Origin of the sequence: Pseudomonas saudiphocaensis (assembly GCF_000756775.1) — a bacterium.
Lineage (GTDB): Bacteria > Pseudomonadota > Gammaproteobacteria > Pseudomonadales > Pseudomonadaceae > Stutzerimonas > Stutzerimonas saudiphocaensis.
The window spans coordinates 2,443,777-2,470,045 of sequence record NZ_CCSF01000001.1 but is presented as its reverse complement, the minus strand read 5'-3'; the positions used below and the strand labels follow the sequence as shown (position 1 = coordinate 2,470,045).

The 26,269-nt window shown below is 61.0% G+C and carries 24 protein-coding genes and 2 pseudogenes; 5 read left to right on the top strand and 21 right to left on the bottom strand.

The window, feature by feature from the left end; genetic code table 11:
- Nucleotides 1-42: 42 nt before the first annotated feature.
- From rfbD to rfbB, 4 genes are read right to left on the bottom strand one after another with little or no spacing between them, the layout of a single operon-like run.
- Nucleotides 43-957 (bottom strand): dTDP-4-dehydrorhamnose reductase, encoded by a 915-nt coding sequence (gene rfbD / locus BN1079_RS11320; RefSeq protein ID WP_037024450.1) that lies wholly within the window; start codon nucleotides 955-957, stop codon nucleotides 43-45.
- Nucleotides 954-1,499 carry a dTDP-4-dehydrorhamnose 3,5-epimerase gene (gene rfbC / locus BN1079_RS11315; protein WP_037024448.1) on the bottom strand — a complete coding sequence of 182 codons (546 nt, stop codon included), beginning with the start codon at nucleotides 1,497-1,499 and terminating at the stop codon, nucleotides 954-956. Before rfbC ends, rfbD begins: the two co-directional genes overlap by 4 nt.
- Nucleotides 1,496-2,368, bottom strand: a complete 873-nt coding sequence (gene rfbA / locus BN1079_RS11310; protein ID WP_037024446.1) for a glucose-1-phosphate thymidylyltransferase RfbA — start codon at nucleotides 2,366-2,368, stop codon at nucleotides 1,496-1,498. The genes rfbC and rfbA overlap by 4 nt, the downstream gene beginning before the upstream one ends.
- Nucleotides 2,365-3,438, bottom strand: coding sequence for a dTDP-glucose 4,6-dehydratase (rfbB, locus tag BN1079_RS11305; protein WP_037024444.1), 1,074 nt, complete (start codon nucleotides 3,436-3,438; stop codon nucleotides 2,365-2,367). Before rfbB ends, rfbA begins: the two co-directional genes overlap by 4 nt.
- Nucleotides 3,439-3,673: 235 nt before the next feature.
- On the opposite strand from rfbB, the gene BN1079_RS11300 reads away from it, so the two are divergent.
- Complete coding sequence (locus BN1079_RS11300; protein WP_197538855.1) at nucleotides 3,674-4,621, top strand: sensor domain-containing diguanylate cyclase; 948 nt, start codon at nucleotides 3,674-3,676, stop codon at nucleotides 4,619-4,621.
- On the opposite strand, the gene BN1079_RS11295 is transcribed toward BN1079_RS11300, so the two are convergent.
- The 4 genes from BN1079_RS11295 to BN1079_RS11280 form a co-directional block, all read right to left on the bottom strand.
- Entirely contained in the window at nucleotides 4,618-5,736 is a 1,119-nt protein-coding gene (locus BN1079_RS11295; protein WP_037024441.1) for an ABC transporter permease, read from the bottom strand. The genes BN1079_RS11300 and BN1079_RS11295 overlap by 4 nt on opposite strands.
- A gap of 1 nt (nucleotide 5,737) precedes the next feature.
- Complete coding sequence (rbbA, locus tag BN1079_RS11290; protein WP_037024438.1) at nucleotides 5,738-8,476, bottom strand: ribosome-associated ATPase/putative transporter RbbA; 2,739 nt, start codon at nucleotides 8,474-8,476, stop codon at nucleotides 5,738-5,740.
- Nucleotides 8,473-9,540, bottom strand: a complete 1,068-nt coding sequence (locus BN1079_RS11285; RefSeq protein ID WP_037024430.1) for an HlyD family secretion protein — start codon at nucleotides 9,538-9,540, stop codon at nucleotides 8,473-8,475. Before BN1079_RS11285 ends, rbbA begins: the two co-directional genes overlap by 4 nt.
- 69 nt (nucleotides 9,541-9,609) lie before the next feature.
- Complete coding sequence (locus BN1079_RS11280) at nucleotides 9,610-9,885, bottom strand: ABC-type transport auxiliary lipoprotein family protein (protein WP_231850779.1); 276 nt, start codon at nucleotides 9,883-9,885, stop codon at nucleotides 9,610-9,612.
- A 329-nt stretch (nucleotides 9,886-10,214) separates the two neighbouring features.
- Here BN1079_RS11280 and BN1079_RS11275 point away from each other — a divergent pair, with 329 nt between their 5' ends.
- Nucleotides 10,215-10,622: a VanZ family protein gene (locus tag BN1079_RS11275; RefSeq protein ID WP_037024427.1), complete on the top strand. Its 408-nt coding sequence runs from the start codon at nucleotides 10,215-10,217 to the stop codon at nucleotides 10,620-10,622.
- 145 nt (nucleotides 10,623-10,767) lie between these two features.
- On the opposite strand, the gene BN1079_RS11270 is transcribed toward BN1079_RS11275, so the two are convergent.
- The 6 genes from BN1079_RS11270 to BN1079_RS18025 all read right to left on the bottom strand — a co-directional run bounded on the left by BN1079_RS11270 (nucleotide 10,768) and on the right by BN1079_RS18025 (nucleotide 17,698).
- Nucleotides 10,768-11,946, bottom strand: a complete 1,179-nt coding sequence (locus BN1079_RS11270; RefSeq protein ID WP_037024425.1) for a polysaccharide pyruvyl transferase family protein — start codon at nucleotides 11,944-11,946, stop codon at nucleotides 10,768-10,770.
- Nucleotides 11,947-11,954: 8 nt separating this feature from the next.
- Complete coding sequence (locus tag BN1079_RS11265; RefSeq protein WP_037024423.1) at nucleotides 11,955-13,013, bottom strand: nitroreductase family protein; 1,059 nt, start codon at nucleotides 13,011-13,013, stop codon at nucleotides 11,955-11,957.
- A complete protein-coding gene (locus BN1079_RS11260; protein WP_037024420.1) occupies nucleotides 13,010-14,338 on the bottom strand; it encodes a flippase in 1,329 nt (442 codons plus the stop codon). The genes BN1079_RS11265 and BN1079_RS11260 overlap by 4 nt, the downstream gene beginning before the upstream one ends.
- 261 nt (nucleotides 14,339-14,599) lie before the next feature.
- Entirely contained in the window at nucleotides 14,600-15,484 is an 885-nt protein-coding gene (locus BN1079_RS11255) for a GGDEF domain-containing protein (protein WP_269450526.1), read from the bottom strand.
- A gap of 835 nt (nucleotides 15,485-16,319) precedes the next feature.
- The gene (locus BN1079_RS11250) at nucleotides 16,320-17,471 is read right to left on the bottom strand and encodes a site-specific integrase (protein ID WP_037024409.1); all 1,152 of its coding nucleotides are present in this window, start codon (nucleotides 17,469-17,471) and stop codon (nucleotides 16,320-16,322) included.
- Nucleotides 17,471-17,698 carry a DUF4224 domain-containing protein gene (locus BN1079_RS18025; protein WP_037024406.1) on the bottom strand — a complete coding sequence of 76 codons (228 nt, stop codon included), beginning with the start codon at nucleotides 17,696-17,698 and terminating at the stop codon, nucleotides 17,471-17,473. Before BN1079_RS18025 ends, BN1079_RS11250 begins: the two co-directional genes overlap by 1 nt.
- A 989-nt stretch (nucleotides 17,699-18,687) precedes the next feature.
- Between BN1079_RS18025 and BN1079_RS17420 the strand changes: the two are divergent.
- Nucleotides 18,688-18,873, top strand: a pseudogene (locus tag BN1079_RS17420) (IS3 family transposase); the annotation flags it as partial.
- A 1,060-nt stretch (nucleotides 18,874-19,933) separates the two neighbouring features.
- The gene (locus BN1079_RS11240; protein WP_037024405.1) at nucleotides 19,934-20,245 is read left to right on the top strand and encodes a hypothetical protein; all 312 of its coding nucleotides are present in this window, start codon (nucleotides 19,934-19,936) and stop codon (nucleotides 20,243-20,245) included.
- Nucleotides 20,246-20,467: 222 nt separating this feature from the next.
- Here BN1079_RS11240 and BN1079_RS11235 read toward each other — a convergent pair whose 3' ends face one another.
- From BN1079_RS11235 to BN1079_RS11225, 3 genes are all read right to left on the bottom strand, one after another.
- Nucleotides 20,468-20,653 carry a hypothetical protein gene (locus tag BN1079_RS11235; RefSeq protein ID WP_037024404.1) on the bottom strand — a complete coding sequence of 62 codons (186 nt, stop codon included), beginning with the start codon at nucleotides 20,651-20,653 and terminating at the stop codon, nucleotides 20,468-20,470.
- Between the two features lie 126 nt (nucleotides 20,654-20,779).
- The gene (locus BN1079_RS11230) at nucleotides 20,780-21,172 is read right to left on the bottom strand and encodes a hypothetical protein (protein WP_037024403.1); all 393 of its coding nucleotides are present in this window, start codon (nucleotides 21,170-21,172) and stop codon (nucleotides 20,780-20,782) included.
- A 33-nt stretch (nucleotides 21,173-21,205) separates the two neighbouring features.
- The gene (locus tag BN1079_RS11225; protein WP_037024402.1) at nucleotides 21,206-21,661 is read right to left on the bottom strand and encodes a hypothetical protein; all 456 of its coding nucleotides are present in this window, start codon (nucleotides 21,659-21,661) and stop codon (nucleotides 21,206-21,208) included.
- Between the two features lie 230 nt (nucleotides 21,662-21,891).
- Between BN1079_RS11225 and BN1079_RS11220 the strand changes: the two genes are divergently transcribed.
- Nucleotides 21,892-22,254, top strand: a complete 363-nt coding sequence (locus tag BN1079_RS11220; protein WP_231850778.1) for a hypothetical protein — start codon at nucleotides 21,892-21,894, stop codon at nucleotides 22,252-22,254.
- 167 nt (nucleotides 22,255-22,421) lie between these two features.
- Here the strand turns inward: BN1079_RS11220 and umuC are convergent, their stop codons facing one another.
- The 4 genes and pseudogenes from umuC to ptxD all read right to left on the bottom strand — a co-directional run bounded on the left by umuC (nucleotide 22,422) and on the right by ptxD (nucleotide 26,266).
- Complete coding sequence (gene umuC, locus BN1079_RS11215) at nucleotides 22,422-23,729, bottom strand: translesion error-prone DNA polymerase V subunit UmuC (protein WP_052114470.1); 1,308 nt, start codon at nucleotides 23,727-23,729, stop codon at nucleotides 22,422-22,424.
- Entirely contained in the window at nucleotides 23,692-24,129 is a 438-nt protein-coding gene (locus BN1079_RS11210; RefSeq protein ID WP_037024399.1) for a LexA family protein, read from the bottom strand. Before BN1079_RS11210 ends, umuC begins: the two co-directional genes overlap by 38 nt.
- Nucleotides 24,130-24,395: 266 nt before the next feature.
- Nucleotides 24,396-25,262 (bottom strand): annotated as a pseudogene (locus BN1079_RS11205) (LysR family transcriptional regulator); the annotation flags it as partial.
- A complete protein-coding gene (ptxD, locus tag BN1079_RS11200; RefSeq protein WP_003152798.1) occupies nucleotides 25,256-26,266 on the bottom strand; it encodes a phosphonate dehydrogenase PtxD in 1,011 nt (336 codons plus the stop codon). The pseudogene BN1079_RS11205 and the gene ptxD, both read right to left, overlap by 7 nt.
- Between the last annotated feature and the right edge of the window lie 3 nt (nucleotides 26,267-26,269).

The window sequence follows — 26,269 nt, the reverse complement described above, 5'->3', positions numbered from 1 at the left end:
CACATTCAGGGCTCCGGGGGCCTCATGTGCGCAGATGAGGAGTCAGGCGTTCTGGACAGCGGGCATTTCGCGGGCGAAAGTCTCTGGGTGGCGTGGGCTGGCCAGGCAGACCTGCAAGGCTGCCTCCCAATCGGGCAGCTGAAGGTTCCAGTCGTGCTGCAGGCGAGCGCAATCCAGGCGTGAGTTGCGCGGGCGCTGGGCAGCCGTTGGATAGTCCTTGGAGGCAATCGGCGAGAGTCGCGCGCGCAGGCGGCCTTGCTGCTTCAGATGTTCGGCAATGCTACAGGCGAAACCGTACCAGGAGGTTTCACCGGTCGCGGAGAGATGATAGAGGCCGTTGAGGCTACCCTTGCCGTTGCGCCACTGACGCACGATCTCGGCAGTTGCCGTCGCTATGGTGCCGGCCCATGTCGGCGCACCGATCTCGTCGTCGACGATCGACAGCGAGTCGCGCTCCTGCATCAGGCGCTGCATGGTTAGCAGAAAATTGCGGCCCTGCAGCGAATAGACCCAACTGGTACGCAGGATCAGATGTTCACCGGAAACGGCCTGGATGGCTTGTTCGCCGGCCAGCTTGCTCTCGCCATAAACACTCAGCGGCGCGGTCCGGTCATGCTCCTGGTAAGGCGCTGGCTTGTGTCCATCAAAGACGTAGTCGGTGGAATAGTGGATCAGCGGAACCTCAAGGCGCGCTGCTTCTTCGGCCAATACCCCTGGGCCTGTGGCATTGACCGCAAAGGCCTGCTCTCGGTTGCTCTGGGCCGGATCGACCGCAGTGTAGGCCGCCGCATTGATGATCAGGTCGGGACGTAACAGGCGCACCTGCTGGCGTATTTGCTCGGGCTGGGCCAGATCCAGGGTTTGCTGCCCGAGGGCAAGCAGCTTTCCTTCACCGGCGAGCGCCAGCTGCAGCTCTTGCGACAGTTGCCCCTTGTTGCCGGTGATCAGAATTTTCATGGAAAAAGTTCAACCTCTCTCAGGCGTTTACCTGCGATGTCCTTGGCGGACAGCTGCGGCGATTCGTCGATTGGCCACTCGATGCCCAGTTCTGGATCGTTCCAGAGCAGGCTGCGCTCGTGTTCCGGGGCGTAGTAGTCAGTGGTTTTGTAAAGGAACTCGGCGGTTTCGCTAAGCACCAGAAACCCGTGCGCAAAGCCCTCTGGAATCCACAGCTGGCGCTGGTTGTCGGCGCTCAGGTGGACGCCGGTCCAGCGGCCGAAGCTTGGTGAGCTGCGGCGCAGATCCACGGCGACGTCGAACACCTCGCCGGCCACCACGCGGACCAGTTTTCCCTGGGGCTGGTGGATCTGATAATGCAGACCGCGCAGCACGCCGCGCTGGGATTTGGAATGGTTGTCCTGGACGAAACTGCGCGTGACTCCCGTCGCGGCTTCGAAGGCGGCAGCATTGAAGCTCTCGTAGAAGAAACCGCGTGCGTCACCGAATACCTTGGGTTCGATGATCAGCACATCGGGGATGTTGGTTTCGACAACCTTCATGCATCTTCCCCGGCGATCTTGAACAGGTACTGGCCGTAGCCGGTCTTGCCCAGGGCATCGGCCCGGCGCAGCAGTTGCTCGCGGTCTATCCAGCCGTTCTGGTAGGCGATTTCCTCCAGGCAGGCGACCTTCAGCCCTTGGCGGTGCTCGATGGTTTGCACGTACTGTGAAGCTTCCAGCAGGCTGTCATGAGTGCCGGTGTCGAGCCAGGCGAAGCCGCGGCCGAAGCGCTCGACGTTGAGGTCGCCCCGGTGCAGATAGGCGTTGTTGACGTCGGTGATCTCCAGCTCGCCGCGCGGCGAGGGCTTGATCGACTTGGCGATCTCGATCACGTCGTTGTCGTAGAAGTACAGGCCGGTCACCGCATAGCTGGACTTCGGCTTGCTCGGCTTCTCCTCGATGGACAGTGCCTTGCCGTTCTCGTCGAAGTCGATCACGCCGAAGCGCTCGGGGTCCTTGACCCAGTAGCCGAAGACCGTGGCGCCCTTGGGTTGGGCGGAGGCGCGCTGCAGTTTTTCGGTGAAGTGCTGGCCGTGGAAGATGTTGTCACCCAGGATCAGGCACACCGAATCGTCCCCGATGAACTCTTCGCCGATCAGGAAGGCCTGGGCCAGGCCATCCGGCGAGGGCTGCTCGGCATAGCTGAAGCTGACGCCGAACTGGCTGCCGTCGCCCAGCAGGTTGCGGTACTGCGGCAGATCCTGCGGGGTGGAAATGACCAGGATCTCGCGGATGCCGGCGAGCATCAGCACCGAGATCGGATAGTAGGCCATGGGTTTGTCGTAGATCGGCAGCAGCTGCTTGGACACGCCCAGGGTGATGGGGTGCAGGCGAGTACCGGAGCCGCCGGCGAGGATGATTCCCTTCATGCAATGTTCTCCAAGGCGCCAAGGCGCTCACGTTGGTAGCTGCCGTCCTGTACGCGACGGCACCATTCGAGGTTGTCCAGATACCACTGCACGGTCTTGCGCAGGCCGCTCTGGAAGGTTTCCTGCGGCACCCAGCCCAGCTCGCGCTCGATCTTGCTCGCATCGATGGCGTAGCGAAGGTCGTGGCCGGGACGGTCCTTGACGAAAGTGATCAGGTCCTCGAAGCGCGCCACGCCAGCGGGCTTGTTCGGCGCCAGATCTTCCAGCAGCGCGCAGATGCCGCGCACCACGTCGATATTCTTCTGCTCGTTGTGGCCGCCGATGTTGTAGGTCTCGCCGACCTCGCCTTCGGTCACCACCTTGAGCAGGGCGCGGGCGTGGTCCTCGACGAACAGCCAGTCACGGATCTGCGCACCGTCGCCGTAAACCGGCAGCGGCTTGCCATCCAGGGCGTTGAGGATAACCAGCGGGATCAGCTTCTCGGGAAAGTGATAGGGGCCGTAGTTGTTCGAGCAGTTGGTGATCAGCACCGGCAGGCCATAGGTGCGCTGCCAGGCTCGCACTAGATGATCGGAAGACGCCTTGCTGGCCGAGTAGGGCGAGCTGGGTGCGTAGGGCGTGGTCTCGGTGAACAGGTCGTCGGTGCCGTGCAGGTCGCCGTAAACCTCATCGGTGGAGATGTGGTGGAAGCGGAAGGCTTCGCGGCGATCGGCCGGCAGGCCCTGCCAGTAAGCACGAACTGCCTCCAGCAGCTGATAGGTGCCAACGATGTTGGTCTGGATGAACTCGGCCGGGCCGTCGATGGAACGGTCGACATGGGACTCGGCCGCCAGGTGCATGACGGCGTCCGGCTGGAACTCGCGCAGCGCTTCGGCCACGCGTTCGCGATCGCCAATGTCGGCCTGCAGAAACTGATAGCGCGGATCGCTATCCACCTCCGCCAAGGATTCGAGATTGCCGGCGTAGGTCAGTTTGTCGACGTTAAGGACACTGTGCTGAGTGTCGAGGATCAGGTGACGGATCAGTGCCGAGCCGATGAAACCGGCTCCGCCTGTGACGAGAATACGCATGATGAGTGAGCTTCCTTGGCGTGTTGCGCAGCGACAGGTTCTGGCATGTCGGCTGATAGACCGGGGTGGTGAACAAAAATTCCCATGACCCAGGCTGCTTTTCAGGGTGGCGCTTATACTACCAGTCTCCATTTACGACTGATGGCGAACTTGCGTCAGTTGGCCGGCAGAGGCACTCTCCGCCGTTTTCAGCAAAGCCGCCTCACCCACCGCAACGAGCGCAGGAGTAAAACGTTTGCCCGAGGATTCGTACCCGCCAGTGATTGCGGCACAGCTGGAATTCCCGGCAATCGTCGAGGCCGACCTGGCGACCATTCTCGACCGCCTGGATGCGCTGGTTTACGTGGCCGACATGGACACCCACGAGTTGTTGTTCCTCAACGCCTACGGTCGGCAGAAATGGGGGGACTTTCAGGGCCGCAAGTGCTGGCAGGTGCTGCAGGATAAGCAGGACGGCCCCTGCGGTTTCTGCAGCAATGCCCGCTTGTTGGACGAGCACGGCAAGCCTTCCGGCGTGCACGTCTGGGAGTTTCAGAACACCAGCAACGGTCACTGGTACCAATGCCGCGACCAGGCTATCGAATGGACCGACGGGCGCATCGTGCGGCTGGAGATCGCCACCGACATCACTGATCGAAAACGCATGGAGCTGGCGCTGGAGAAGGCAGTGGCCAGAGCCGAGGCGCTGGCGCGCACCGATGAGTTGACCGGCCTGAACAATCGTCGCGCCTTCTTCGAGCTGGGCGAACGCTTTTGCATGCGCGGGCGTGCCGGTCATCCGGTGGCTGTGCTGATGTTCGACGTCGATCATTTCAAACGTATCAACGACACCTACGGGCATGCGGCCGGCGACGCTTTGCTGCGCGCCCTCGGTCAGCGGCTGCCGCCTCTGCTGCGTCCGACGGATGTGCTGGGACGTCTGGGTGGCGAAGAGTTTGCGGTGTTGCTTCCCGAAACCGACGCGCAACAGGCGTGGTTGATTGCCGAGCGGCTGCGGTCTGGTATCGAGTCGCTGGTGGTCGAGTGTGAGGGGCGCTCGATTGGCTGCACCGCAAGCTTTGGTGTGGCGGTGCACGAGCACGAGGCGGTCTGCCTCGATACGCTGCTGGGCGAGGCCGACCAGGCTCTGCTGCAGGCCAAGCGCGCCGGACGCAACCGTACCCACACGGCGCCCTCGCGCTAGCGTAGCGATTTACGCAGCCGCGACAGCGCGCCGATGAAGAAGGCGCTGCCGATTACTGCCAGTGCCAATAACTGCGGCCAGACGATCGCGGCACCCGCGCCGCGGAACAGGATCGCCTGGGCCAGTTCGACGAAATGCGTGGTAGGCGCCAGCAGCATGATGTGCTGCACCAGCTCCGGCATGCTCTCGCGCGGGGTCATGCCGCCGGAAAGGATCTGCAGCGGGATCAGCACCAGGATGATCAGCAGGCCCAGCTGTGGCATCGAGCGCGCCACGGTGCCAAAGAAGATACCGATCGACGTGGTGGCGAACAGGTGCAGCGCGGCGCCGGCCATGAACAGCGCAATCGAGCCCTGAATCGGGACCTGCAGCCAGCCTTCGACGACAAACCGCAGGGCGAGCGCCGAAGCCAGCAACACCACCAGCCCCATCGACCAGACCTTGGCCGACATGATCTCGAATGACGTCACCGGCATCACCAGCAGGTGCTCGATGGTGCCGTGTTCGCGCTCGCGGATCAGTGCCGCGCCGGTCAGGATGATCGACAGCATGGTGATCTGGTTGATCACCTCGTTCACCGCGCCAAACCAGGCCCGCAGCAGGTTGGGATTGAACTCCGTATGTACCACCGCCTGGATCGGATAGGCCTCGACCTGACGATGACGGGCTAGGAATTCGGCGACCTCGGCGTTGATGATCTGCTGGATATGCCCGGCGCCGGTGAAGGCCTGGCTGACCTGCGTCGCATCGACGTTGAGCTGGATGCTCGGCCGGCGCCCGGCCAGCAGATCGCGCTGGAAGTTCGGCGGGATGTTCAGGGTGAAGGTATACAGCGCCGCATCCATGCCGCTATCCATTTCCGCCAGATTGATGGCTTTCGGCGGCAGGAAATAGGGCAGTTGAAAGGCGTTGACGATGCGCGTCGAGGCCTGCGACTGGTCTTCGTCGATGACGCCTATGGTGGCGCGGTGCGGTGCCTCGGGCACCCCGGTGGCGCTGGAGTAAATGCCCAGGCTGAAGGCATAGACGATCAGCAGCACCAGCGCCGGGTCGCGGTACAGGCTGCGCAGCTCCTTGATGCCCAGCTGCAGGATGTTGGAGAGTCGTCTGCCCATCTCATTTCTCCTGCTTCTTCAGGCCGGCGACGCTGAGCAGGGTCAGCAGCGGGATCGCCAGCAGCAGGGGGATGAAATACGGGTACAGCTCGATCAGCCCCAGGGATTTGGAGAACACGCCGCGGCTGATGATCAGGAAATGGCTGGTGGGGTAGATATTGCCGATCAGGGCGCTGGCGCCTTCCATGGCGGAAATGGGGTGCATCAGCCCGGAGAACTGCACCGCCGGCACCAGAGTGGCGATGGCAGTGCCGAAGATCGCCGCAATCTGGCTGTTGAGGATCGACGACATCAGTAATCCCAGAGCCGTGGCGCAGATCACATAGAGCAGCGCGCCCAAGGTCAGGGTCAGCAGGCTACCCTTGACCGGCACGCCGAACACCAGCACCGCCAGCGCCACCAGCATGAAGAAATTGATCATGCCCAGGGCGATATAGGGCAGTTGTTTGCCGAGCAGGAATTCCAGGCGGGTCACCGGCGTGACGTAGAGGTTGGTGATCGACCCCAGCTCCTTCTCGCGCACTACGCCCAGTGCAGTGAGCATCGCCGGAATCAGCATCAGCAGCAGCGGGATCACCGCCGGCACCATGGCCGGCAGGCTCTGTACGTCGGGGTTGTAGCGATAGCGCAGGGCGATATCCACCGAACTGCCGGCGACGGGCTGGCTGGCCTCGCGCGCCAGTTGTTGCAGGTAGTCGAAGTGGATGCCCTGCACGTAGCCCTTGATGGTGTCTGCGCGCATGGGCATGGCGCCGTCGATCCAGAAACCGACCTGCGGCTGGCTGCCGCGCTTGAGGTCACGGCCGAAGTTCGGCGGAATTTCCACCGCCAGGCTGATCTCGCCGCTGCGCATGCGCCGCTCCAGCTCGTCGTAGTCCCGAAGTGGCAGGCGTTCGCTGAAATAGCGCGAGCCGGCCAGGTTCAGTGCATAGGCCTGGCTGGTGGTGGTCTGGTCGCGGTCGAGCACCGCGAAGCTGAGATTTTCCACGTCCAGGTTGATGCCGTAACCCATGATGAACATCAGCAGCACGGTGCCGAGCAGCGCCAGCGTTGCGCGGATCGGGTCGCGGCGCAGTTCCGTGGCTTCGCGCCGGCTGTAGCTGAGCAGGCGGCGCAGGCTGAAGCGCGATTGCAGAGCGGCATTGCCAGCCGGCGGCCCGCTGCGGGGTGTTTGCGGTGCGGCTTCGGTGGGGGTCTGTTCGGCAGTGGCGTCCTGCAGATAGGCGATAAAGGTCTGCTCCAGCGTCGGCAAACCGCGTTTGGCCATCAGTGCGCGTGGTGCATCGCTATCGAGCACGCGCCCGGCGTGCATCATCGACATGCGGTCGCAGCGCAGCGCCTCGTTCATGAAGTGGGTGGAGATGAAGATGGTCACCCCGTCCTTGCGCGACAGTTCCACCAGCAGCCGCCAGAAACCGTCGCGGGCCACCGGGTCGACGCCAGAGGTCGGTTCGTCGAGGATCAGGATTTCCGGGCTGTGGATCACCGCCACCGCCAGTGACAGGCGCTGGCGCACGCCCAGCGGCAGGGCCTTGGGCAGACTGTCGGCGACCGTTTCCAGACCGAAGCGTGTGAGCATTTCGCGCACCCGCGCGGCGCGCTGCTCCTTGGGAATGTGGAACAGCCGGGCGTGCAACTCCAGGTTCTGTATCACGCTCAGCTCGCCGTACAGCGAGAAGGCCTGGGACATGTAGCCGACCCTTCGGCGCGTGTCGATGTTACGCGGGTCCACCGGCTGGCCGAAAAGAAAGGCTTCGCCCTCGCTGGCCGGCAGCAGGCCGGTGAGCATCTTCATGGTGGTGGTCTTGCCGCAGCCGTTGGAGCCGAGAAAGCCGAATATTTCGCCGCGTTCGATTCGAAAGCTCACCTTGTCCACCGCGACGAAATCGCCGAAACGCAAGGTCAGGTCGTGGGCCTCGATGGCGATCTCCGGTTCGCCCTCGGCCCGCTGCCGCGGTGGGATCACCAGGGCGCGATAGTCGCGGCGCTTGTGTTCCGGCAGCAGGGCGATAAAGGCGCTTTCCAGATCGTCGCTGGCGGTGTGCGCCAGCAGCTCGCCCGGCGTTCCGGTGGCCAGCACGCGGCCTTCATCCATGGCCACCAGCCAGTCAAAGCGCTGCGCCTCGTCCATGTAGGCGGTGGCTACCAGCACACTCATCTGCGGGCGGTTGGTGCGGATACGCGCGATCAGCTCCCAGAACTGGCTGCGTGCCAGCGGATCGACACCCGTGGTGGGCTCGTCGAGGATCAGCAGGTCAGGGTCGTGGATCAGCGCGCAGCACAGCCCGAGCTTCTGCTTCATGCCGCCGGAGAGCTTGCCCGCCGGGCGCTCGGTGAAGGGTGCCAACCCCGTGCTGCGGGTCAGCTCGGCAATGCGCTGCTGGCGCTCCTCGGCGTCCTGGCCGAACAGTCGGCCGAAGAACTCCAGGTTCTCGAACACCGTGAGGGTTGGGTAAAGGTTCTTGCCCAGGCCCTGGGGCATGTAGGCGATGCGCGGGCAGATTCGCCGACGATGCGCGGCCTCCGCCATGTCGCCGTCCAGCACCTGCACGCGACCCTGCTGGATGCGTCGCGCGCCGGCGATCAGCGCCAGCAGACTGGACTTGCCGACGCCATCGGGGCCGATCAGGCCGACCATGCGCCCGGCCGGCAATTCCAGGCTGAGGTCGTCCAGGGCCAGGGTCTGCCCGTAGCGCAGGGTCAGCTGCTCGACCCGAGCCACCGGCGCCGCTGTGCTCATGGGGTGACGTTGATGCGCAGGTGCTCGGGCCATTCGGCGTCGGCGTCGAGCTTGATGTAGGCCATGCCGGGCAGGCCGGTCTTGACCTGTTCCATGTGCTTGCGCAGCAGTTCGGGATCCAGTCGTGCCTTGACGCGGAACATTAGCTTTTCGCGCTCGCTTTCGGTTTCCACCGCCTTGGGGGTGAACTGGGCGACGCTGGCCACGTAGCTGACCTTGGCCGGGATCACATACTGCGGCGCGGCGTCCAACACCAGGTGTACGTCGGCACCGATGGCCACGCGCCCGGCCTGACGTCCCGGTAGGAAGAAGGTCATGTAGACGTCGGCCAGGTCCACCAGATTGAGCAGCCGACCACCTGCGCCCAGCACTTCGCCGGGCTGCGCCACGCGGTACTGCACGCGGGCGACGCGGTCGCTCTTGAGTTCGCTGTCGCGGACATCGGCCTGCAGCCGGGCGACGCTGGCCTTGGTCGCCTCCACCGCAGACTGCGCTTCGATCACCTGGGAGCGGGCGGCGGTAATGCCGGCCTGCGCCGACAATACCTGGGAACGCGCCGCCGCCAGCGCCGCCTGGGCGCTCTGCATCGCCGCCAGGTCGTCGTCCAGCTGCTGGCGCGCCATGGCGTTACGCGCCACCAGGGTCTCGGTGCGACGGTGGCGCTTCTGTGCGGCGGTCAGTTCGGCCTGGCGCTGGTGCACCACGGCTTTGGCGGTGGCCTTTTCGCTTTCACGCATGGCCACCAGCGCTTCGGCTGTGAGGATGGCGTTCTCGGCCTGGCGCACCTGCGCCTGGGCCTGGGTGAGCTGTGCCTGCAGCACCTCGGTATCCATCCTTGCCAAGACCTGCCCGGGCTGGACGAAGTCGCCCTCATCAACGCTGATCTCCAGGACCCGCCCGCCCAGCTTGGTCGCCAGATCGATCTCGGTGGCCTCGATGCGCCCGTTGCCGCTGGCGAAGCCTTCGCCCAGGCCACTGGGGCGCAGCTCATTCCAGGCCAGCGCGGCGACTGCCGCAACGATGCCGACGATGGTGAGGGTTCTGAAAATGCGCGCCCTGTTCATGGGTCACTCCGCTGCCCTGGTGAGTCAGGCAATTGTGCTACAGGCCCGTGAACCGCGTGTTTATCTGGATCAATTTCGGCTCAATTCATGAGCCTTGTGCGGCGGGTGGCGCGGTTTTACTGCGCCGGTGATCCGGTGATCCGCCTCAAGGTTCGGGAGGGCGCGCGACTGGCCGATGGACCAGTCGAGCACCTTGCGGCTCAGGCGCTCGCTGGCCTGACCGAATGCCTCGACTATTTTTTCGACGCTGGGGTCGGCGCTGGGTTGGCGGCTCTCGAAGCGTCGGCTAGCAAGCATCTGGTGGTTGTGCTGGTTGATCAAGCGCGCGTCGAGACGAATCAGCACCTGCGGCACCCTCGGCATAGGCCCGGATAAGAGCCGCTAGGCGATTTGCTGGAGCGGGAGGCGAACTATCAGGATTTTTCACCCTCATAGCGTGCAGGCCCGCAATCGTCGGAGCGGTGGGTGATTAGACCTTCTGCCCCCTAGGCGAGGTCGCAAATAGAGGCAAAAATGCCTGCAGAAAGCTGAGTTTGCAGCTTACAAATGTTTTTTTTGAGACCGGCGATATAACGCTTTTTGTCTTCGCAAATACTTATCGACGGTCTGTTATTCTGCCGCCCCGTCTGGGATGCCTTCCCGCTCATCGGCACAGCGAGAGTTTTCGATTACCCATGAATTACCTGCGCGCACTGCCCTTTATTGCAGTACTGGCGGTTATCCTCTTTACCGGTTTGCGCCCCGAGCCGGTCCCGCAGGTCTTCGACCAGCAGGACAAGCTGCATCATCTGCTCGGTTTCGCTGCACTGATGTTTACCGTACGTCTGGCTTTCCCACAGTGGCGGGTGTTCTGGGCGATTTCCCTGAGCCTCGCCGCTGCCGTGCTGATCGAACTGGCGCAGGGTCTGATACCCAACCGCTGGGCCTCCATGGGCGACATGCTGGCCAATACCCTCGGCGTGCTGCTGGGGTGGGGTTGTTCTCACCTGGCCTATCAGTGGTATCTGCGGCGTATCGGTGTCGTTCCCGATGTTGAAGCCCAGGAGCAGGCCGAGCCGCTGCGAAGCACAAGCCGGCCCTGAGCTGCCGTGCCTGCAGTTTGCCGGTTTCCGCTTTTTGGCGGGACCTGCGCTGAAGCCGGTTGATGTGCCACATTCCGTAGGGCGACCTGTGCCAGGCCCGCCGGCCGAATGAATTCGGCCCTACGGGTGCCCTGGCGAGAGGCCCTCAGGCCGCACCACTCTTGGGCGGCTGGCGATTGCGGGCGATGGGGTCGATCAGCGCGAAGACCTCCTGCCACATCTGCTGCGACTGCTGCTTAAGTTGGCCGGCACGCGTCTGGATCAACGTTCGCACCTGCTCTTGCTGATCGGTCACCAGATCCAGCTTGCGTCGGATCTCGGCTTTGTCGCCAGTGACCTGAAGAAGCCCATCGGGGAAGCCATAGTCCTCGAACAACATCTGGTACTTGTGGCTCCAGCCGGTGGCCAGTGCCGGGACGCCCTGTGACAGCGCGCTGACCAGGCCGTGGAAGCGGCTGCCGAGGGTGCCGCTGCAGGCACCGAGGATGCCCTTGATCTCCAGCGCGCCGCTTTCGCGAACGATATTGATGCCGCCCACCGCCGCCGACAGCTGCTCGGCCAGGCGCAGGTCGTTCTGGCCTTCGTGAACCAGCACGAAGGGTCGAGCGCCCTTTTCCTGCAGGTAGCGGGTGCATTCGATTAGAAACGGCAGGTAGGCATCGCGGGTGGCCTGGTCGGTCTTGTCCAGCATGCGGCAGTTGGGAACGATGCAGAAGCGGTTCTGCACGCTGTCAAAACCGGCTGGTAGCACGCCGCTGATGAGGTTGGTGAAGTCCGGGTATTGGCGAATGTTGTCGCGCTCGCCGACGAGCTGAACCAGGTGTTCGCGGGAGATGCGCTCGCGCGGGCAGATCAGGTCGACATGCTCGACCACGCTCTGCATCGCCGCACGGATTTTCTCTGTGGTGAATGGGCCGAAGGCCTGGGGCAGGAGGATCACGCGGGTGCCGTTCTTCGCCCAGCGCTTGGCGGACTGCGCCAGTTCGATGCTCGGATCGTCGCCCCACTGGTCGCTATAGGCGAAGCCGGCGGCGTCGATCACCACATCTACCTCGGTATCCAGCACCACGCCGTACATTTCCCGCAGTTGGCGCGGGGCAAGCTTGGCCAGGTTGCCCCACTGAATGCCGTAACGCCACAGCGAGGCCTTCGGGTAGAAGCCAAGCTGCACCAGCTTGCGAAACGGGTGGTCGGATTTCTCGGTAGTCGGAGCCATGACGAAAGTGGCATCGGGGTAGCGGGCTTTGAGTTGCTGCTGGGCTGCATGCAGCATCAGTTCGGCGCCCTTGTTGACGAAGCCGGCCTTTCGGATCTCGATAATCATGCGGTACCTCAGTTGAAGACGATCAGGTCCTGCTCGGTCTTCTTGTCCGAGTAGGGAATTCCTCCGGTGGGGTCGGCGTAGCCCACGGCGAGCAGCATCACGGTGCGCTCGTGGTAGGCCAGGCCGAGCTTGTCTGCCAGGAGGCGTTCCTTTTCCTCGATGTCGGGCCAGTTGATCGGGCAGGTGGAAAGGCCCAGGGTTTCGAAGGCCAACATCAGCTGCATCGCTGCCAGCGCGCCGTCGATATAGATGACATGACGGTCACGGGCTTCGGGATAGGCGCCCAGGTCGCCGACCACGGCAATCACGCAGGGCAGGTTGTGATGAAAGCCCCCAGTGCCTCCGGCGCACTGTGCGATTTCGGCGGCACGGCGCGGATCGCTGCTGACGTGAAAGCGAAACGGCTGGCGGTTGCAGGCTGACGGCGCCAGGGTCGCGGCGCGTACGGCCTGCTCGATCAGCTCGCGCTCGACCGGCCGCTCCTGGTACCAGCGTACTGAGCGGCGGCGCTTGAACAGCACCAGCAACTGGTCGTAGTCGACCGGGCAGGGTGGTAGCTGGCTGTGCGGGTAGGGTACGCAGCGGCCGGGTTCCTCGGCACCTGACGCACTAGAAAAGATCTCATGCGCCGCATCGATGCGCGGGGTGCTCCCGACAGCGGAAAAGTAGGCACCGAGCACATCGCCGGCCCAGCGTCGCTGACCATCGCAAATATTTCTTTGCGCGGCTCCGGCATAACAGTGCACGGTTTCGCCGATGTAATCCTCAGCGAAGGTATCGCGCCGCGGGCGCATGATCAGGCCCTTCTCCAGACGATGCACGTTGCGCCGCAGCAGGGCGCTGTTCTCGCCCTGACGCCGCAGCAGCTTGGCGTACTGCAAGCGCCCCTGCAGCACGGCGCGGTGTTCGCGATAGAACTCGCGGCTGAAGAAGCAGTAGTACAGCGAGGCCAGCAGGCCATTGCTCGAGCACAGGCGAACCAGCGCGAGTGAGCCGTTGTCGCGCACTGCCTTGAGCCGCATTTTGATCGGCTCGGGGAGCATTTGGGCGAGGGACTTGAGGCTCATCGGTTGGCTCCTGCGGCGCTTACGGCATAGCGCAAAGGACTAAAGAAGGATTTGGTCATCATGTAGAACACCGGACGCGTCTTCGGGTGCGCCAGTAGCGCGACCCAGGAGGCGATGGCGTAGGAAAGGACGGTGGCCAGCGCTGCGCCTTCGCCGCCGTAGCGCGGGATCAGCAGCAGGTTGAGCCCGATATTGGCCAGCGCGCCGAGCCCCTGGGTAATCAGGGAAAACATCAGCGCACCTTCGATCAGAATCCAGCGGCTGAACAGCGCCCGCATAAAGATGAACACACCGCCCCAAACATGAATAACCAGGATCGAAGCGGATTGCAGATATTCGGCGCCGAATAGCAGTGAAATCAGCGGCTCGGCCACCAGCGTGACCATAAGGGCGACGGCAATGGCGAAGATGCACAACATGTCGAACAACTGCTGCATGCGCAGCTTGAAGCGCTCGGGTGCGCTAGCGTGGAGCTTGATCAGGCGGGGAAAGAACGACGCAACGATGGCGGTGGGAAGGAAATACCAGGCTTCGGACAGCTGCGCAGCGACAGCGTAAACCCCCACCGCCTCGGCGCCGATCATCCACTTGAGCATAACCTGGTCGATCTTCATGTAGATCACCGCAAAGATCGAACCCAGGTAAATGATCCAGCCCTGGCTAAGCAGTTCCTTGGCCTTGGCGAAACTGGCCGTCCAGTCGGTAAGCGAGAGTCGCGTGGTGCCTTTGTACAGCAGCGTCAACAGCAGCGCGGCGATCATGAATTGCACGGTGTGGGCAAAGGCGAAGGCCATCAGCCCAGCGCCGGAAAAAATCAGCAGCAGCTTGATGGCCGCCGCCAGCAGCACCGCGCTGGACTTGGCAATGGCCGGATAGCGGGCCTGAACCTGCGACTGGAACCAGTACTCCACCACGTCGAAAGTCTGGAAGAAAATCGCCGAGGCGACGATCAGCAACATCCAGAACTCGGTGCCGCCGATCTCCTCGAACAGCAGCGCATAGAGGAGAACCAGGGCGAAGCCTACGACCATGCCGGAGAGCTTCAGGACAAAGGTGGTGCCCAAGGTTTCGGGGATGATCTCCGGCTTGCGCACCACCTCGCGCACCACCAGCCCGGCCAAACCCATGTGCCCGGCAGAGGCGAAGATTGCCGTCATCGCAATCGCATAGGACAGCACACCGAACTGCTCCGGCCCCAGATAGCGTGCCAGCAGCACCGCCATGACGAAGCCCACGCCGATGTGCAGCAAACGCTCCGCCATCATCCACGAAGCGTTGAACAGGTAATGCCTGATCTTGTTGAAGAGAGTGCGTACTGCAGACATCCGGGTTGCCCGGCTCCTTGCGACTGGCTCCGCACTAAAAGGCGGCGACGCACAGCTGACCCCGTTTAGCACGGCATGTTCCGGAGAGCTGTCGGAACGCAGGGACGCAATGTCGCAGGACTGAATCGCTTCAGGTCATGGCTGCGGAGGCTTTGCGGCAGATGAAGGTGCGTTGATGAATTGGGTGGCGCGCAATCGAATCAACGGCATCGCTGTTTCATCTGAAACCAGAGGTCAGCGCCTTTGCCGCGCGGGCAGTAGTCAGGCAAAAACGATTCGGTTCTTGCCCATGCCCTTGGCTTTGTACAGGGCTCGATCGGCCCGCTTGAGCGTGTCTTCATAAGAGTGGTCTTCGAGATGCATGGTCGCAATACCGATGCTCGCTGTGGCGAGCGTGCTCTCCACGGAAAACCGGCTTAGCTCTTCTCGTAGCTGCTCATGCAAACGCCTGGCGAACTGCAGGGCCTGTTCACGCTCCGTGTTGGGCAGGGCCAGCACAAATTCATCACCGCCAAAACGGCAGGCGGTATCGGTTTTGCGCAATGTAGAGCGGCAGGTGTCGGCCACCGCCAGAATCATTTCGTCGCCGGCGTGATGGCCCTTGGTGTCGTTGATTTTCTTGAGGTTGTCCAGGTCGAATATCAAAATCGAAGTCGGCACGCCGTAACGCGTGAAAGATTCGTAATGAAGCGTCAGGTCATGCTCCAGCTTGCGCCGGTTGAACAGGCCGGTGAGCTGATCGGTGTCGCTCAGCTCCCTCAGCTGGACCTCAAGGTTGTGACGCTCGGAAATATTGCTCGCGACCCAGAGCACCACCTCTTCGCCATCCACCATAAAATCCAGGGCCTGAATGCGTCCTTCAAACCAGATCGGCTCCTTGGGGCCGTGATCGGACAGGCCTTTCACATCGTGATTGCTCAGCTCGTACTCTTCGACCAGCAGATTTCGCGAGGCCAGCGCTCGGTCTATCTGCTCGAGAAACCAGTTCGCCTTTTCGGGCTTGATCAGCGCTGAAATGTACTGGCCGATAAGGCCCGTGCCGTCGTGGTAATAACGCTTGTCACGGCCACCAAACACCGCAACGTATTTCCCACTGCGCGACAGAATAAAGACAGGGTCCGGCAGGGCCTCAAGGATCGGGGCCATATGCTCAACATTTATCATGAGGACGTCTCAAAGCCGAGTATTGATGGCGTATTGCCAGTTTTGAAGCGAAAGGGAGCGGATTTTAGCGCTGAGCTAAGGGGCGAGGATATAGGGCGCTGCGTTTGTCCGGCACAGTTCGTATGGCCCGACACCGACGCCTGGAAGATGCTTCGCAGTCTTCCACCCTACGGCTTGCCATTGGGTTCGTGGGTGGGCTGGGCGTAGGGTGGATGTCGCGAAGCACATCCACGCGGTGCGGCGGCGCGTTGGGCTTTGATGCGTCCCAGCAGGACGCGGCGGGTTCATCGTTGGGGGCTTGGGGGACCAGTTCGCCTCGGACGGCCTTGGTCAAGATGCTTTGGTTTAGGTGATCGATGCGGGTTTTGGTCGAGGCGACCTTGCTGGATCTCGCGGCTCAGCTTGCCATGATCCACCCCTTGAGATCGTCCCCCCGGGGACCGGGATTTGGATTGACAGTGGGGTGATCATGCCAGACGAAGCCGCCGATGGTAATCAGATGGTCAGCAAGGAGTGCAGTGGAATCACTGGGAAAAGACGGAGGCGTACGTCCACCCTGAAATGCAAAAAGGCCCGCATCGCTGCGGGCCTTTCTGTATATGGTGCCGGCACCAAGAGTCGAACTCGGGACCTACTGATTACAAGAAAGATGCCCTTTATTGATAAATCAATAACTTAGGTGTTTATTCATTACGCTCTGCAATGGGCGGAAAGCCCGAATTTCCTAGGCCATTTTGCCAATTTTACGCTACAAATATGAAGCGGATGCAGCGAGGTGCTCACTGTTCACAGCGGGGCTTTTATAGCCGCCTCTCTTTCATTGCTGCTCTGGGGTGTTCACAACGGGCAGGCTGAAATCGTATACATCTAGCATCGACGCATCACGATGGCCGCTGGCGTCTTGCTTGTCTGCCCTGTTGCCTGCCGTATCGGTAATGCCCCGGCGTTTACAGTCATGAAGACCAAAGCGCTCATGCGGGAGCAGGATTTTTTTCTCCATGGCCAGGGTCATCAGCCGTTGCCAGGCGGTGTCCAGGCTCGATTTTTGTAATGCTCCGCCGTGCGCTGCCACAATTATCCGGCGCTGCTCGGGCAGGAGCGGTATCGGCATTTTCTTCTTTTCCCAAATGTCCGCACGTGTTTGCTTGGCTGCTTCCCAGGCTGCGCGCAAGCGCGGCGTCCAGCGTACGATGTTGTCGCGGCTGCCCTTGCGGCGATTGGTACGTACGCCCTCGGGTAGCTCGTGAGCATCTGTGAGTGTGACCGTTTCAATGCCACGCAGGCGGCAGAGATAGCTGATCTCCATGACATACCAGAGATAAGGTGCACAGGCCCCTTTCATGCCGCGTGTTAACGCACCCTGCTGCCGAGCAAACTGAGTTAGTTCCCCCATCACGGTCGGGTTTGGGAGGCGGCGCTGCTTGCGCTCCTTGGGTGCCTCAATCCCTTGTGCGGGGTTCGTGTCCACGTAACCGCGATTACGCCCCCACTGCATGAGGAGGCGTAGATATCGCAGCGCGTGCGCGGCTTTAGAGGGTGCTCCGTCTTCGGCAATCCTGTCGATAATGCGTTGAACTAGAGCGGGCGTAAACTTTCGTACCGAGAGCTTGCCCAGTGAATCGCCGCTCTTTGTGGGGAGGTTGAGAACAACATCGCGCGCGTAGCAGTAACTTTCTTGGGTTTTCTGTGCCAAGCCGCCGAATTTTTTACTGTTGTGGTATTGCTCGGACAGATAGGCCAGGCTGTTTCGATCGACACATGAACGATCCTCCATGAGGCGGTGCAACTCAGACAACGTTATATTCGAGCCCGCCAGATTTTTGCGGTGTGGCTTACCGCCCTCATCTTGGTAAATCGTGTACCAAACTCCAGAGCCACGGGAGTCAAAATAGATTCCTCGCGGCAGGGCGCTTTGATCGATATGTGCTGGTATATGCGGATTCGGCTTCCGCTTCCGTCCACGGGCCATCAAATGATCTCCGGGCTATAGCATTCGGAGTCACCGCCTCCGACACCGCCAGCGCGGTTGATCAGCGTGATAGTCGTCCAGATGCCGTAGCGGCCATAGAAGTACACGATCCCCTGCGATCGCAGCGAACGCTCGATATCAGCGCGCCGCTCGTATCCAGTTAGGTGCTGCAGGGCCTCATGAGTAATGAGCTCTGGCTGAAGATGTGGGGGGTTAAGTGTCGACATTTTCATTTTCCCGGTGATTTAGCCGACGCCCATTAGATAGCAACCTTTTCTGGTTATGAGGCCTTAATCTGACCAGATTCTGGTAGGTTTAGAAAAAAGTTGCGTCATGCGGGGCTCCTTGAGGGTAGGTGCCGGCAGCGTCTCATGACCCGAAAAAATCCCAAGCGCATGAGCAGACAAATACACCTCCGGTCAAGAAACGCGTCAATGAAAGTGGCGGTTAGTTTCCGCCTTCACGTAAAGCCGAAAAGCCAGCAGCGACTGGCCTGCTGAAGCACTTTCCACGGTGGAAAGAGTTCGGTGGAAAGAGAAACTGGGTTAGGTGGAAATTCTTGCCACTTCGCGGAAGGTGGAAACACCTCAAACCCAGCAACCATGCGGGTTCCAGCGACTTTCCACCCTCAATTTCCACCGTGGAAAGAGTTCGGTGGAAAGAGAAGCTGGGTTAGGTGGAAATTCTTGCCACTTCGCGGAAGGTGGAAACAGCGCAAACCCAGCAGCCATGCGGGTTCCAGCGACTTTCCACCCTCAATTTCCACCGTGGAAAGAGTTCGGTGGAAAGAGAAAGCGGGTTAGGTGGAAATTCTTGCCACTTCGCGGAAGGTGGAAACAGCGCAAACCCAGCAGCCATGCGGGTTCCAGCGACTTTCCACCCTCACTGCGCGGAAGGTTAGAAGTTCTAAAGAACTCAAAAAAAAGGGGGTTGATTCCTTATAGATATATTACGAGATGAGATTTTGAGGGTTGAGGCGGGAGTCTGTGTCGCGTAGCGGATGAGAGCGCTTCCGCAGGTCGAGGGTGAGGCTTTGGGGCTGGCGTAGGGGTGAGCGTGAGATTGGCAGTATACCGGGACGCTGAGCTCGCTGGAGGCTCTGGGTGCGACGAAAGCTTAAACCGCCCTTGCTGGGTGGCGGTTTAAGCTTTCCGTGCTCCCTGGGCCGTTTGCGGGGCTTTCTGGGGGTGTTGTGTTTTGACGGCCCCGGCCTCGGCTGTACAAAGCCGAGGTGATCCACCGGCGGTCATGGCAAAGCCGCGAGGCAGTGGATCTGGTAACGCTGGAGTGGGCGGGCCGGTTCAACCACCGACGGTTGCTGGAGCCCATCGGGAACATACCGCCGGCGGAAGCCGATGCGATCTACTATCGACGTCTTGCCGAGTCTGCCCAGGCGACGTGACTCGCACTCAAGAGCCTCCGGAACTGCGGGGCGGTTCAGTTTTGGTTCTTTGGTCGATTGAATTCGTAATCAATAAACCAGAAATAAAACTTGTATCCTGCCCATACTGCCAGCCCTAATGCGATGAAATGTGGCCAGGGGAATAATGCTTTTAGGCCCGCCATTGTTATAAGTTTCATGAGTAGTAGGCCAGTTAGAACGCTCAGGATAATTCCGAGTCCTAGGCCTAGTAAAGCGAACGCTTGTTCTCCAAGCGTTCGCGTTCGGTTTAGGCCGTGCCAGTTTTGGCTAAGGCAAAAGGGGCAGTGATTCCCTGAAGGCTGTCCGTATCGGTATTGAGTACGGGGTATCATTTCCATTTTGCAGTTGTGGCAAGTTACTGTAGCGTGGCGCATGTGGTTCTCGGTAGTCTGGGATTATGGATGGCTAGTTATTGTTTGGCGGCTGTCATATGTCTAAGCATTGATTTTCAGTCTAAGTGCTCACTTACCTATAAAATAATTCCCTCGTGAGCATTGGGACTACTTTCCAATATTAATGTGAAATTCTTGATGGGGTGAGGATGCCATCACGGAAAGTATGTGATGACTACACGAAATCCCTACTGCCTGTATTGCCCGCTTTAACGTCAGGGCACTCGCCAAGGCCAGCACCTCTCCATGGCAATGGGTATCTACAGCTTTCCCCACCTCTGAGCCCAATTACCTGCAACAGCAGTATGACGGCAGTGCATAACCAACCTCCAGGTCCTGATTGCCATTCGCGAGTGGCGGCCTTTGGTCGCGGCGACCACCAAATTATGCTGAATTATTTCGTTTTAAATAATTTATTGTGTGAATAATTTACCCTTCTGATCATTCAGGATGTGAAATATAGGGTTGTCGCTGGGCTATGTGTGGTGTGCCCTCAGCGCTGCGTGTCGGGCTGGCTGGAAAACCTGGGTGCCAAGAATCGGTAGGCTTGATGCTGCGGCACCTGGTTTGGGTTCTCTCCAGTCTGTGATCCCATGGTTCGCAGCCAGGGACTTTCCCCTGGCAGGGAACAGTTGTGGGAGCACACAATGCAAAAAGCAATTCTGGTAGCCGTCGTCGCGGTAGGCGCGCTGGTAGCCTTCAGCGGCGTTACCTCATCCAAGGGTGTAAGCCTTACCGGCAATGCCTGTCTCGGCCAGAACAATGACTCGCTGGTTGAGTTCATCGGTCAGCATTGCAAGGCAGGCGATACCATTGCCACCAAGCATCCGGCCTACTTCTGCGACTTCAATCACGCGGTTGCCTACAACGGTTACAACTCAGCGGTGTGCATCTACACCGGCAAGCAAGCCGGGGAGCGCGTGCCTGCGAGGGATAAGGCACCAAGTGCCGGCAGCTGATTTTCAAAATCGTTGTACCAATCTGAGTGCCGTTTTCGAGTGCTTCCGGAAGTCCGTCGTCGTTCGTCAGGCGCTTTCCCTTCCAGGAGAAGCGGTACTCAATGCGTTCGAGGGCGGCTTCCGGTGTGCACCTTCGGTACTCACCCTCCGGGAAGCTCTGGAACATCTACACGTGGCATGCGCCAGGAGGAGGCCGTTGGCAGCAGGGCGGGTCGCTGCGCTTCAAGATCGATTCGGATCGTCGTCCTGGACAGAGCGCCCGCCGTGGGCAGGCGCACCATCAGAACGCCTCATTGCACTCTTGCCGTCCGCACTCTGCGCCACTATCAGGCCAATCACCGTGGCAACCGCAATCACCGCCAGCGTCAGGCCGATGAAAAAGAGGATCGTGTAAGTCGTTGTATCCATGGCTTTTCCTATTGGTCCGTTGCCGTAGTGGATGTCCGATGGCAACGCGATGGTGCCGTCCGACTACCAGAGTCCGCTAATGTACGATCCCGTTGCCGCAGTGGCGGCCACACGGCAACGGTGGCATCAACCTTTGTCGCTGCCGATGCCGACGCGGATGCAGTACGTTCCCGGTACGGCCAGTACGACGCAGACGATGGGGCCGGCGCCCATGATCTGGCCCCAGAGGTTTTTCAACAGCGGATAAGCGATGAATACCGCCGCTGCTTCCGCCGGCTGCATGGTGGCGAGTCGGCCTAGGATGGCTGCCCCGATACCGGCAAGCAGCACGAGCAAACTGCCTGTCATTGCCATCACTGGCCGGAGCCCGCGCGGTGATCGGCGATGGTGGTCCAGCGGTAAGGGGATCTGCCGAATCAACCGGCCCCGCGCCATGCGGGCGTCTACCGCCAAGGCCAGCCAGGAGATGCCTATGGCGAAGACAAGGATGAAGCTGACGAGCAGCGAAAGTGGCGACATGATCAATTTCCTCCGGGGCTGTGGCGTCTGCGTTCAATCGAAACCGAACGACGAAAAGCTGCTTTCGAAACTGCTTATGCCGTGATCAAACGACAGGCTATCGCTCAGCATGTCCGTGCCGAACGCGTTCCCCATGGCATCGAAACAGCTGTCGAGCATGGGCATGCCGTTGGCCGGATTGACCCAGCAGGTTTCCATTGGCTCGAAGGGGGCGGAGAAAATCGAGGAAATTTCCTCGGTCTGGATCGGCTGAACCGGATCGAATGAGTCAGCCCAGTTGGTGTGAGCGTGCAGCAGACTATCGAAGGTCTCACTCGTGTCCTCGTCCAGCCAGGGGACCTGATACCAAGGGCGCTCATGGCGAATGCCGAGGCCGTCATGCACCACGACCGCCTTTCCCTGGCTGGGATAAATGATGGTGGTGTACGCCGTGCTGGCGGGCTTGCAGAAGAGGGTCAGCAGTTGGGCGATGTTTTGGATCAGATTCATGACGGGCTCCTTGAATGTAGGTGCCTTCAGCATCTCCCGACTTTATGGAAACCCAACTCGATGTGTCCGGCTGCAGGTCGCACCTTGTCGGTACCGGCGGCATCATAAGTGGGTTTCGGGTGCCGCCATGTTGGACGAGCTTTTTGCACAGCGGCATTAGCGGTGCAGGTATTATCAATACGTGCTCACAGGCCTGACCTGCGTGCTCGGCAAGCGAGGACGATGATTTGGTGTTCAAAGAGGTTTTTCCCGGTGAGTATTTTCCGCCGATTCTTCGCAACGGTCGGTTTTTCGCTCAGCCGGTTGGTGGGACGCAGACGCAGGAAATCCTGACGGTTACGGACGCGGGGTTGGAGTGCGGTGGCGTGAGTTTTCTGTGGTCGGAGATATGCGGGTTTTCGATCCAGGGAGAGACGGCGCACCTGCTGAGCGACAAGTACCCCTCGGGCGGTCTGAGGTTTTATGTGAGCACGTGTTATTTCGTGGGAAGCAACTTGTTGCGTGACAAGCACCAACAGGGCTACCCGGTCGAATACTGCCTGATGAACCGGATCACGTTCGAGCAACAACGGCTGTCGATGTCCGTCAGCTGAAGAATGCGGTGATAGGCCGGACTCGCCACTGCTCCTGGTAGGGATTTGGCGTGCTCGAATGGTGACGGACTGCAAGCGGGCCGGTGCGCCACTAGGAGTATCTCTTGGCCGCGCCTCTGCTGCTCAAGGCCTTTTCCCTTCCAGGAGAAGCGGTATAGCTGCGGCGGTTACCGCGCGGAAACCTTCCATAGTTGATCCACCCGCGTCGTGAAGCTCTGGCTCATCAGGTCGCGACGCATGCTCCAGACCGGCGTCGCCGGTACCACGCCGGGCCGCAACGTACCGCGTCCCCACTTGGCATTGATCGAATCCAGCACGGCCATGACGCGCTGCGAGTGCGCCGGCTGAATGGGTGCGAATAGATCGTCTGTGAATTCGCCTCGCCCGCAGAGCTCCATCAGCAGCACCTCGGCTTTCGAAAACGCAAAACCTGGGCGATACAACTCGTCGAGGCCGGTGAGTGCGGCCTGGGTGATCAGCCGGGTGTCGTCGGTGGGGTAGGGCAGCTCGCACAGCATGCCCTTGGCGAATTTGGGTTCGTCCGGGTTGAACATGCCGGTGCGGATGCTGACCCGAACCCGCTTGCACACCGAGCCCTGAGCGCGCAGCTTCTCGCTGGCCCGAGCGGCGTAGCTGGCGACCGCCTCGCGGATGGGCGCTAAGTCGTGCAGACGTTGCCCAAACATGCGGCTGCAGCAGATCTCCTGCTTGGGCGGTGCCACGCTGTCCAGCTCTAGGCAGGGCGTCCCGCGAAGCTCGCGTGCGGTTTTCTCCAAGACCACACTGAATTTTTTCCGCAGGGTCCAGGCATCCGCCTCGGCCAGTTGCCAGGCCGTGCGTATACCCATCTCGCCGAGTCGCTCGGTGAGCCGCCGACCGACTCCCCAGACTTCATTGACGGCCACAGCCTTCAGCAGCTTGTCCCGGCGCTGCGGGTCAGTGATATCCACTACACCCCCGGTCTGCTTCTGCCAGCGTTTTGCGGCGAAGTTGGCGAGCTTGGCCAGCGTTTTGGTCGGCGCTATGCCGACCCCTGTGGGGATACCCGTGGCGGCGAGCACTTGAGCGCGGATCTCTCGGCCCATGCGCACCAGATCCGTTTGGATGCCCGTGAGGTCCGCGAAGGCCTCGTCGATGCTGTAGACCTCCAGTTGCGGAACCAGGCCCTCGATGACGGTCATCACGCGTTCGCTGATGTCGCCGTACAGCGCGTAGTTGGAGCTGAACGCCACGCCCCCGGCTGCCTCAAAGCGCCGGCGAATCTGAAACCACGGCTCACCCATCTTGATCCCGAGCGCCTTGGCTTCCGGCGTGCGGCTAATCACGCAGCCATCGTTGTTAGAGAGCACCACAATGGGGGTGCGAATCAGATCGGGACGGAACAACCGCTCGCAGCTGCAGTAGAAACTGTTGCAGTCAATCAGCGCGAAAACGTGCTCAGCCACAATTGCGCCCCTGGCGGCATAAGCCGACATATACGCCCCAAATCTGAAGTTCTTCACCCTCAAGTACATAACGCGGCGGGTAGGCCGGGTTGGCCGAGCGCAACACCACCTGCTGCTGCTCAATGTCGAAAATCTTGATCAGTGACTCGCCGTTTAAGCACGCAATTACCACGTCCTCGCGGCGCGGTTGCAGCGCCTTGTCGATCAGCACAAAGTCGCCGTCGAGAATGCCCAGCCCCGTCAGGCTATGACCGGAAACCTGAGCGAGATAAATCTGTGGACGATGCAGTTTGAAAAGCTCGTCGAGCGAGATGCGCTGCTCCAGGTGGTCCTGGGCAGGACTGGGAAACCCAGCGGGCACCGTAGGCAGAAAAAACGGGATGGCCGTCGGAGACGGCGCGACGGGGCCGAGGATTGAAATGCTGTCCACGAAAGCTATCTCGAATACTGGATGTATAAACAGTATTTGCGAGGCGTGGGAGCGCGTCAATCGCGCGTGATGGAGGTTCCATCTGAAGGTGCTTCTTCCAGTGACGGAGCCCTGCCGCCTGGCTGATGAGCTGGGCCGCGAACATAGCTCTGGCAGGGAGAAAGTCGCCCTGCTGGGGTGATACAGCAGGCGCCGGGCACTCGGGTTTGTTGCTCATGGCTTTCGGCAGGCTCACCGCTTCGCCAGTATGCTGTGGATGGGCAGCTACCGGAAAGACAGCAAACGGCCAATAAGTGCCGCACAAATCCCGGCGGGTGCAGATTTCCGGGCGGTTTGCGCCAGATCAGTTGGAGACGCTTTTCAAGCCCCGGGATGGGAAGAGCTACCAGCGCGCCACTGCGAACTTCGTCTTGTACTGCGGAAGCCATCACCAACGACACGCCGAGTCCCGCCCTGACTGCTTGTTTGACTGCCTCGGTGCTGCCTAGCTGCATACCGCTGCGAGGCACGCCCAGCTCGCCAAAGTATTCGGTCAGAAGCCGTCCGGTACCGCTACCCGGTTCACCTCCCAGCATCGGCAGGTCCACCAGACGATCGCGTTCTATGCACCCTGCTTCAGCCAGCGGATGGTCGGGGCTGACGATAAGTACCAGCGGCTCGACCCGCCAGAGGCGGTGTTCGAAGTCGGGGTGAGGTAGCCACCATTCCATGATCGCGGCGTCGAGCTGGCCCGCCAGTAGCTGGTCGGCCACATCCGGGTTGGCGGCGATGCGCAGATCCACCTCGCCCCTCTCATTTGCGGTCGTCAGATAGCTGCGCACGAATGGCTGGAGAAGGTAGGTGCCGATGTTGGAGCTGGCCCCGACGCGCTCACTATTTCCATGCAGGGCTTCTAGCGCCCGGGCGTGCATGTCGAGCAAGGCGGTCGCATGCGGCATGAAGGCCAGCGCACGTGTGGTAGGCTGGCAGCCGCTACGACTGCGCTGCACCAGCGTTACGCCGACCTGCTCTTCAAGCTTCTGCAAGTGCTGCGACACCGTCGGCTGGGCCAGCCCCAACGCCCTCGCCGCGCTCTGAAAACTGCCTGTTTGAACGATCGCTACCAGGCTCTTCAGCCAGACCGGATTCAACATGCGGCAGGCTCGGCCTGGGGCAGACGGTTCGCAGCGTTGATTGGGCGCGCACCTGCCAACGCCTGGATGATGCTCTGCGCTGCACAACGTTCAATCTCCAGGCGCACCGCGCGCACTGCCGACCCTATGTGCGGAGTGAAGAGCGTATTCGGATGCGCGAGCAGCGCAGGATCGATCAGCCGCGGCCGGTCCGCGCGAGCCCAGTCTTCCATTTCGAATACATCCGCCGCATACCCGCCGAGCTGGCCTCGCTCAAGCGCCGCGAGCACGGCGGCTTCATCCACTACCGAACCACGACAGGGGTTTACAAGCAGAGCGCCCGGCCGTACGAGGGCAAGCAGCTCGGCGTTGACCAGATGCTCAGTATCGGCATTCAAGGGAAGCGCCAGCAGGATGAAGTCCGAGCTGGCGAAGAGTTCGCTGCACGCCACCTGGCGCAGGCCGAGCCGTTGCTCGGTTTGTGTATCCAGAGCCTTCGCCTCGTGGTACTGCAGGGTCGCGCCCCATCCCTGCAAGCGCTCAGCCATGGCCTGTCCGATGGCGCCCATGCCAAGGATGCCGACCGTCGCGTTATCCAGCCCCGTGCCGTAGAACTGTGGTTGCCAGCCCTGGAACTCGCCAGAGCGGACGAACGCATCTGCTGCGCGCAGATGCCGCCCCAGCCCCACCGCCAGTCCGATCGCCAGCTCGGCAGTCGGGACCGTCAACAGATCAGGCACGAAGGTCAACCAGACCCCGCGGGCAGTACAGGCGTCCACATCGAAATTGTCGAAGCCCTTGAGCGCGCAGCCGACCACACGCAGCTCGGGGCAGGCTTGGAGAAATTCTGCATCGACCCGATCGGGCATGAACGCCATCATCGCCTGAGCATCGCGGCAGCGGCGCAGAATTTCCTCGCGCGTCAGCGTGCTGTCGCTCTGGTTGGTCATCAGCTCGCAATGTGGCGCCAGCAGTTGCAGGATCTCATCGTGTACTCGGTGAGTTATAACGAGTTTCGGCAGCATGGT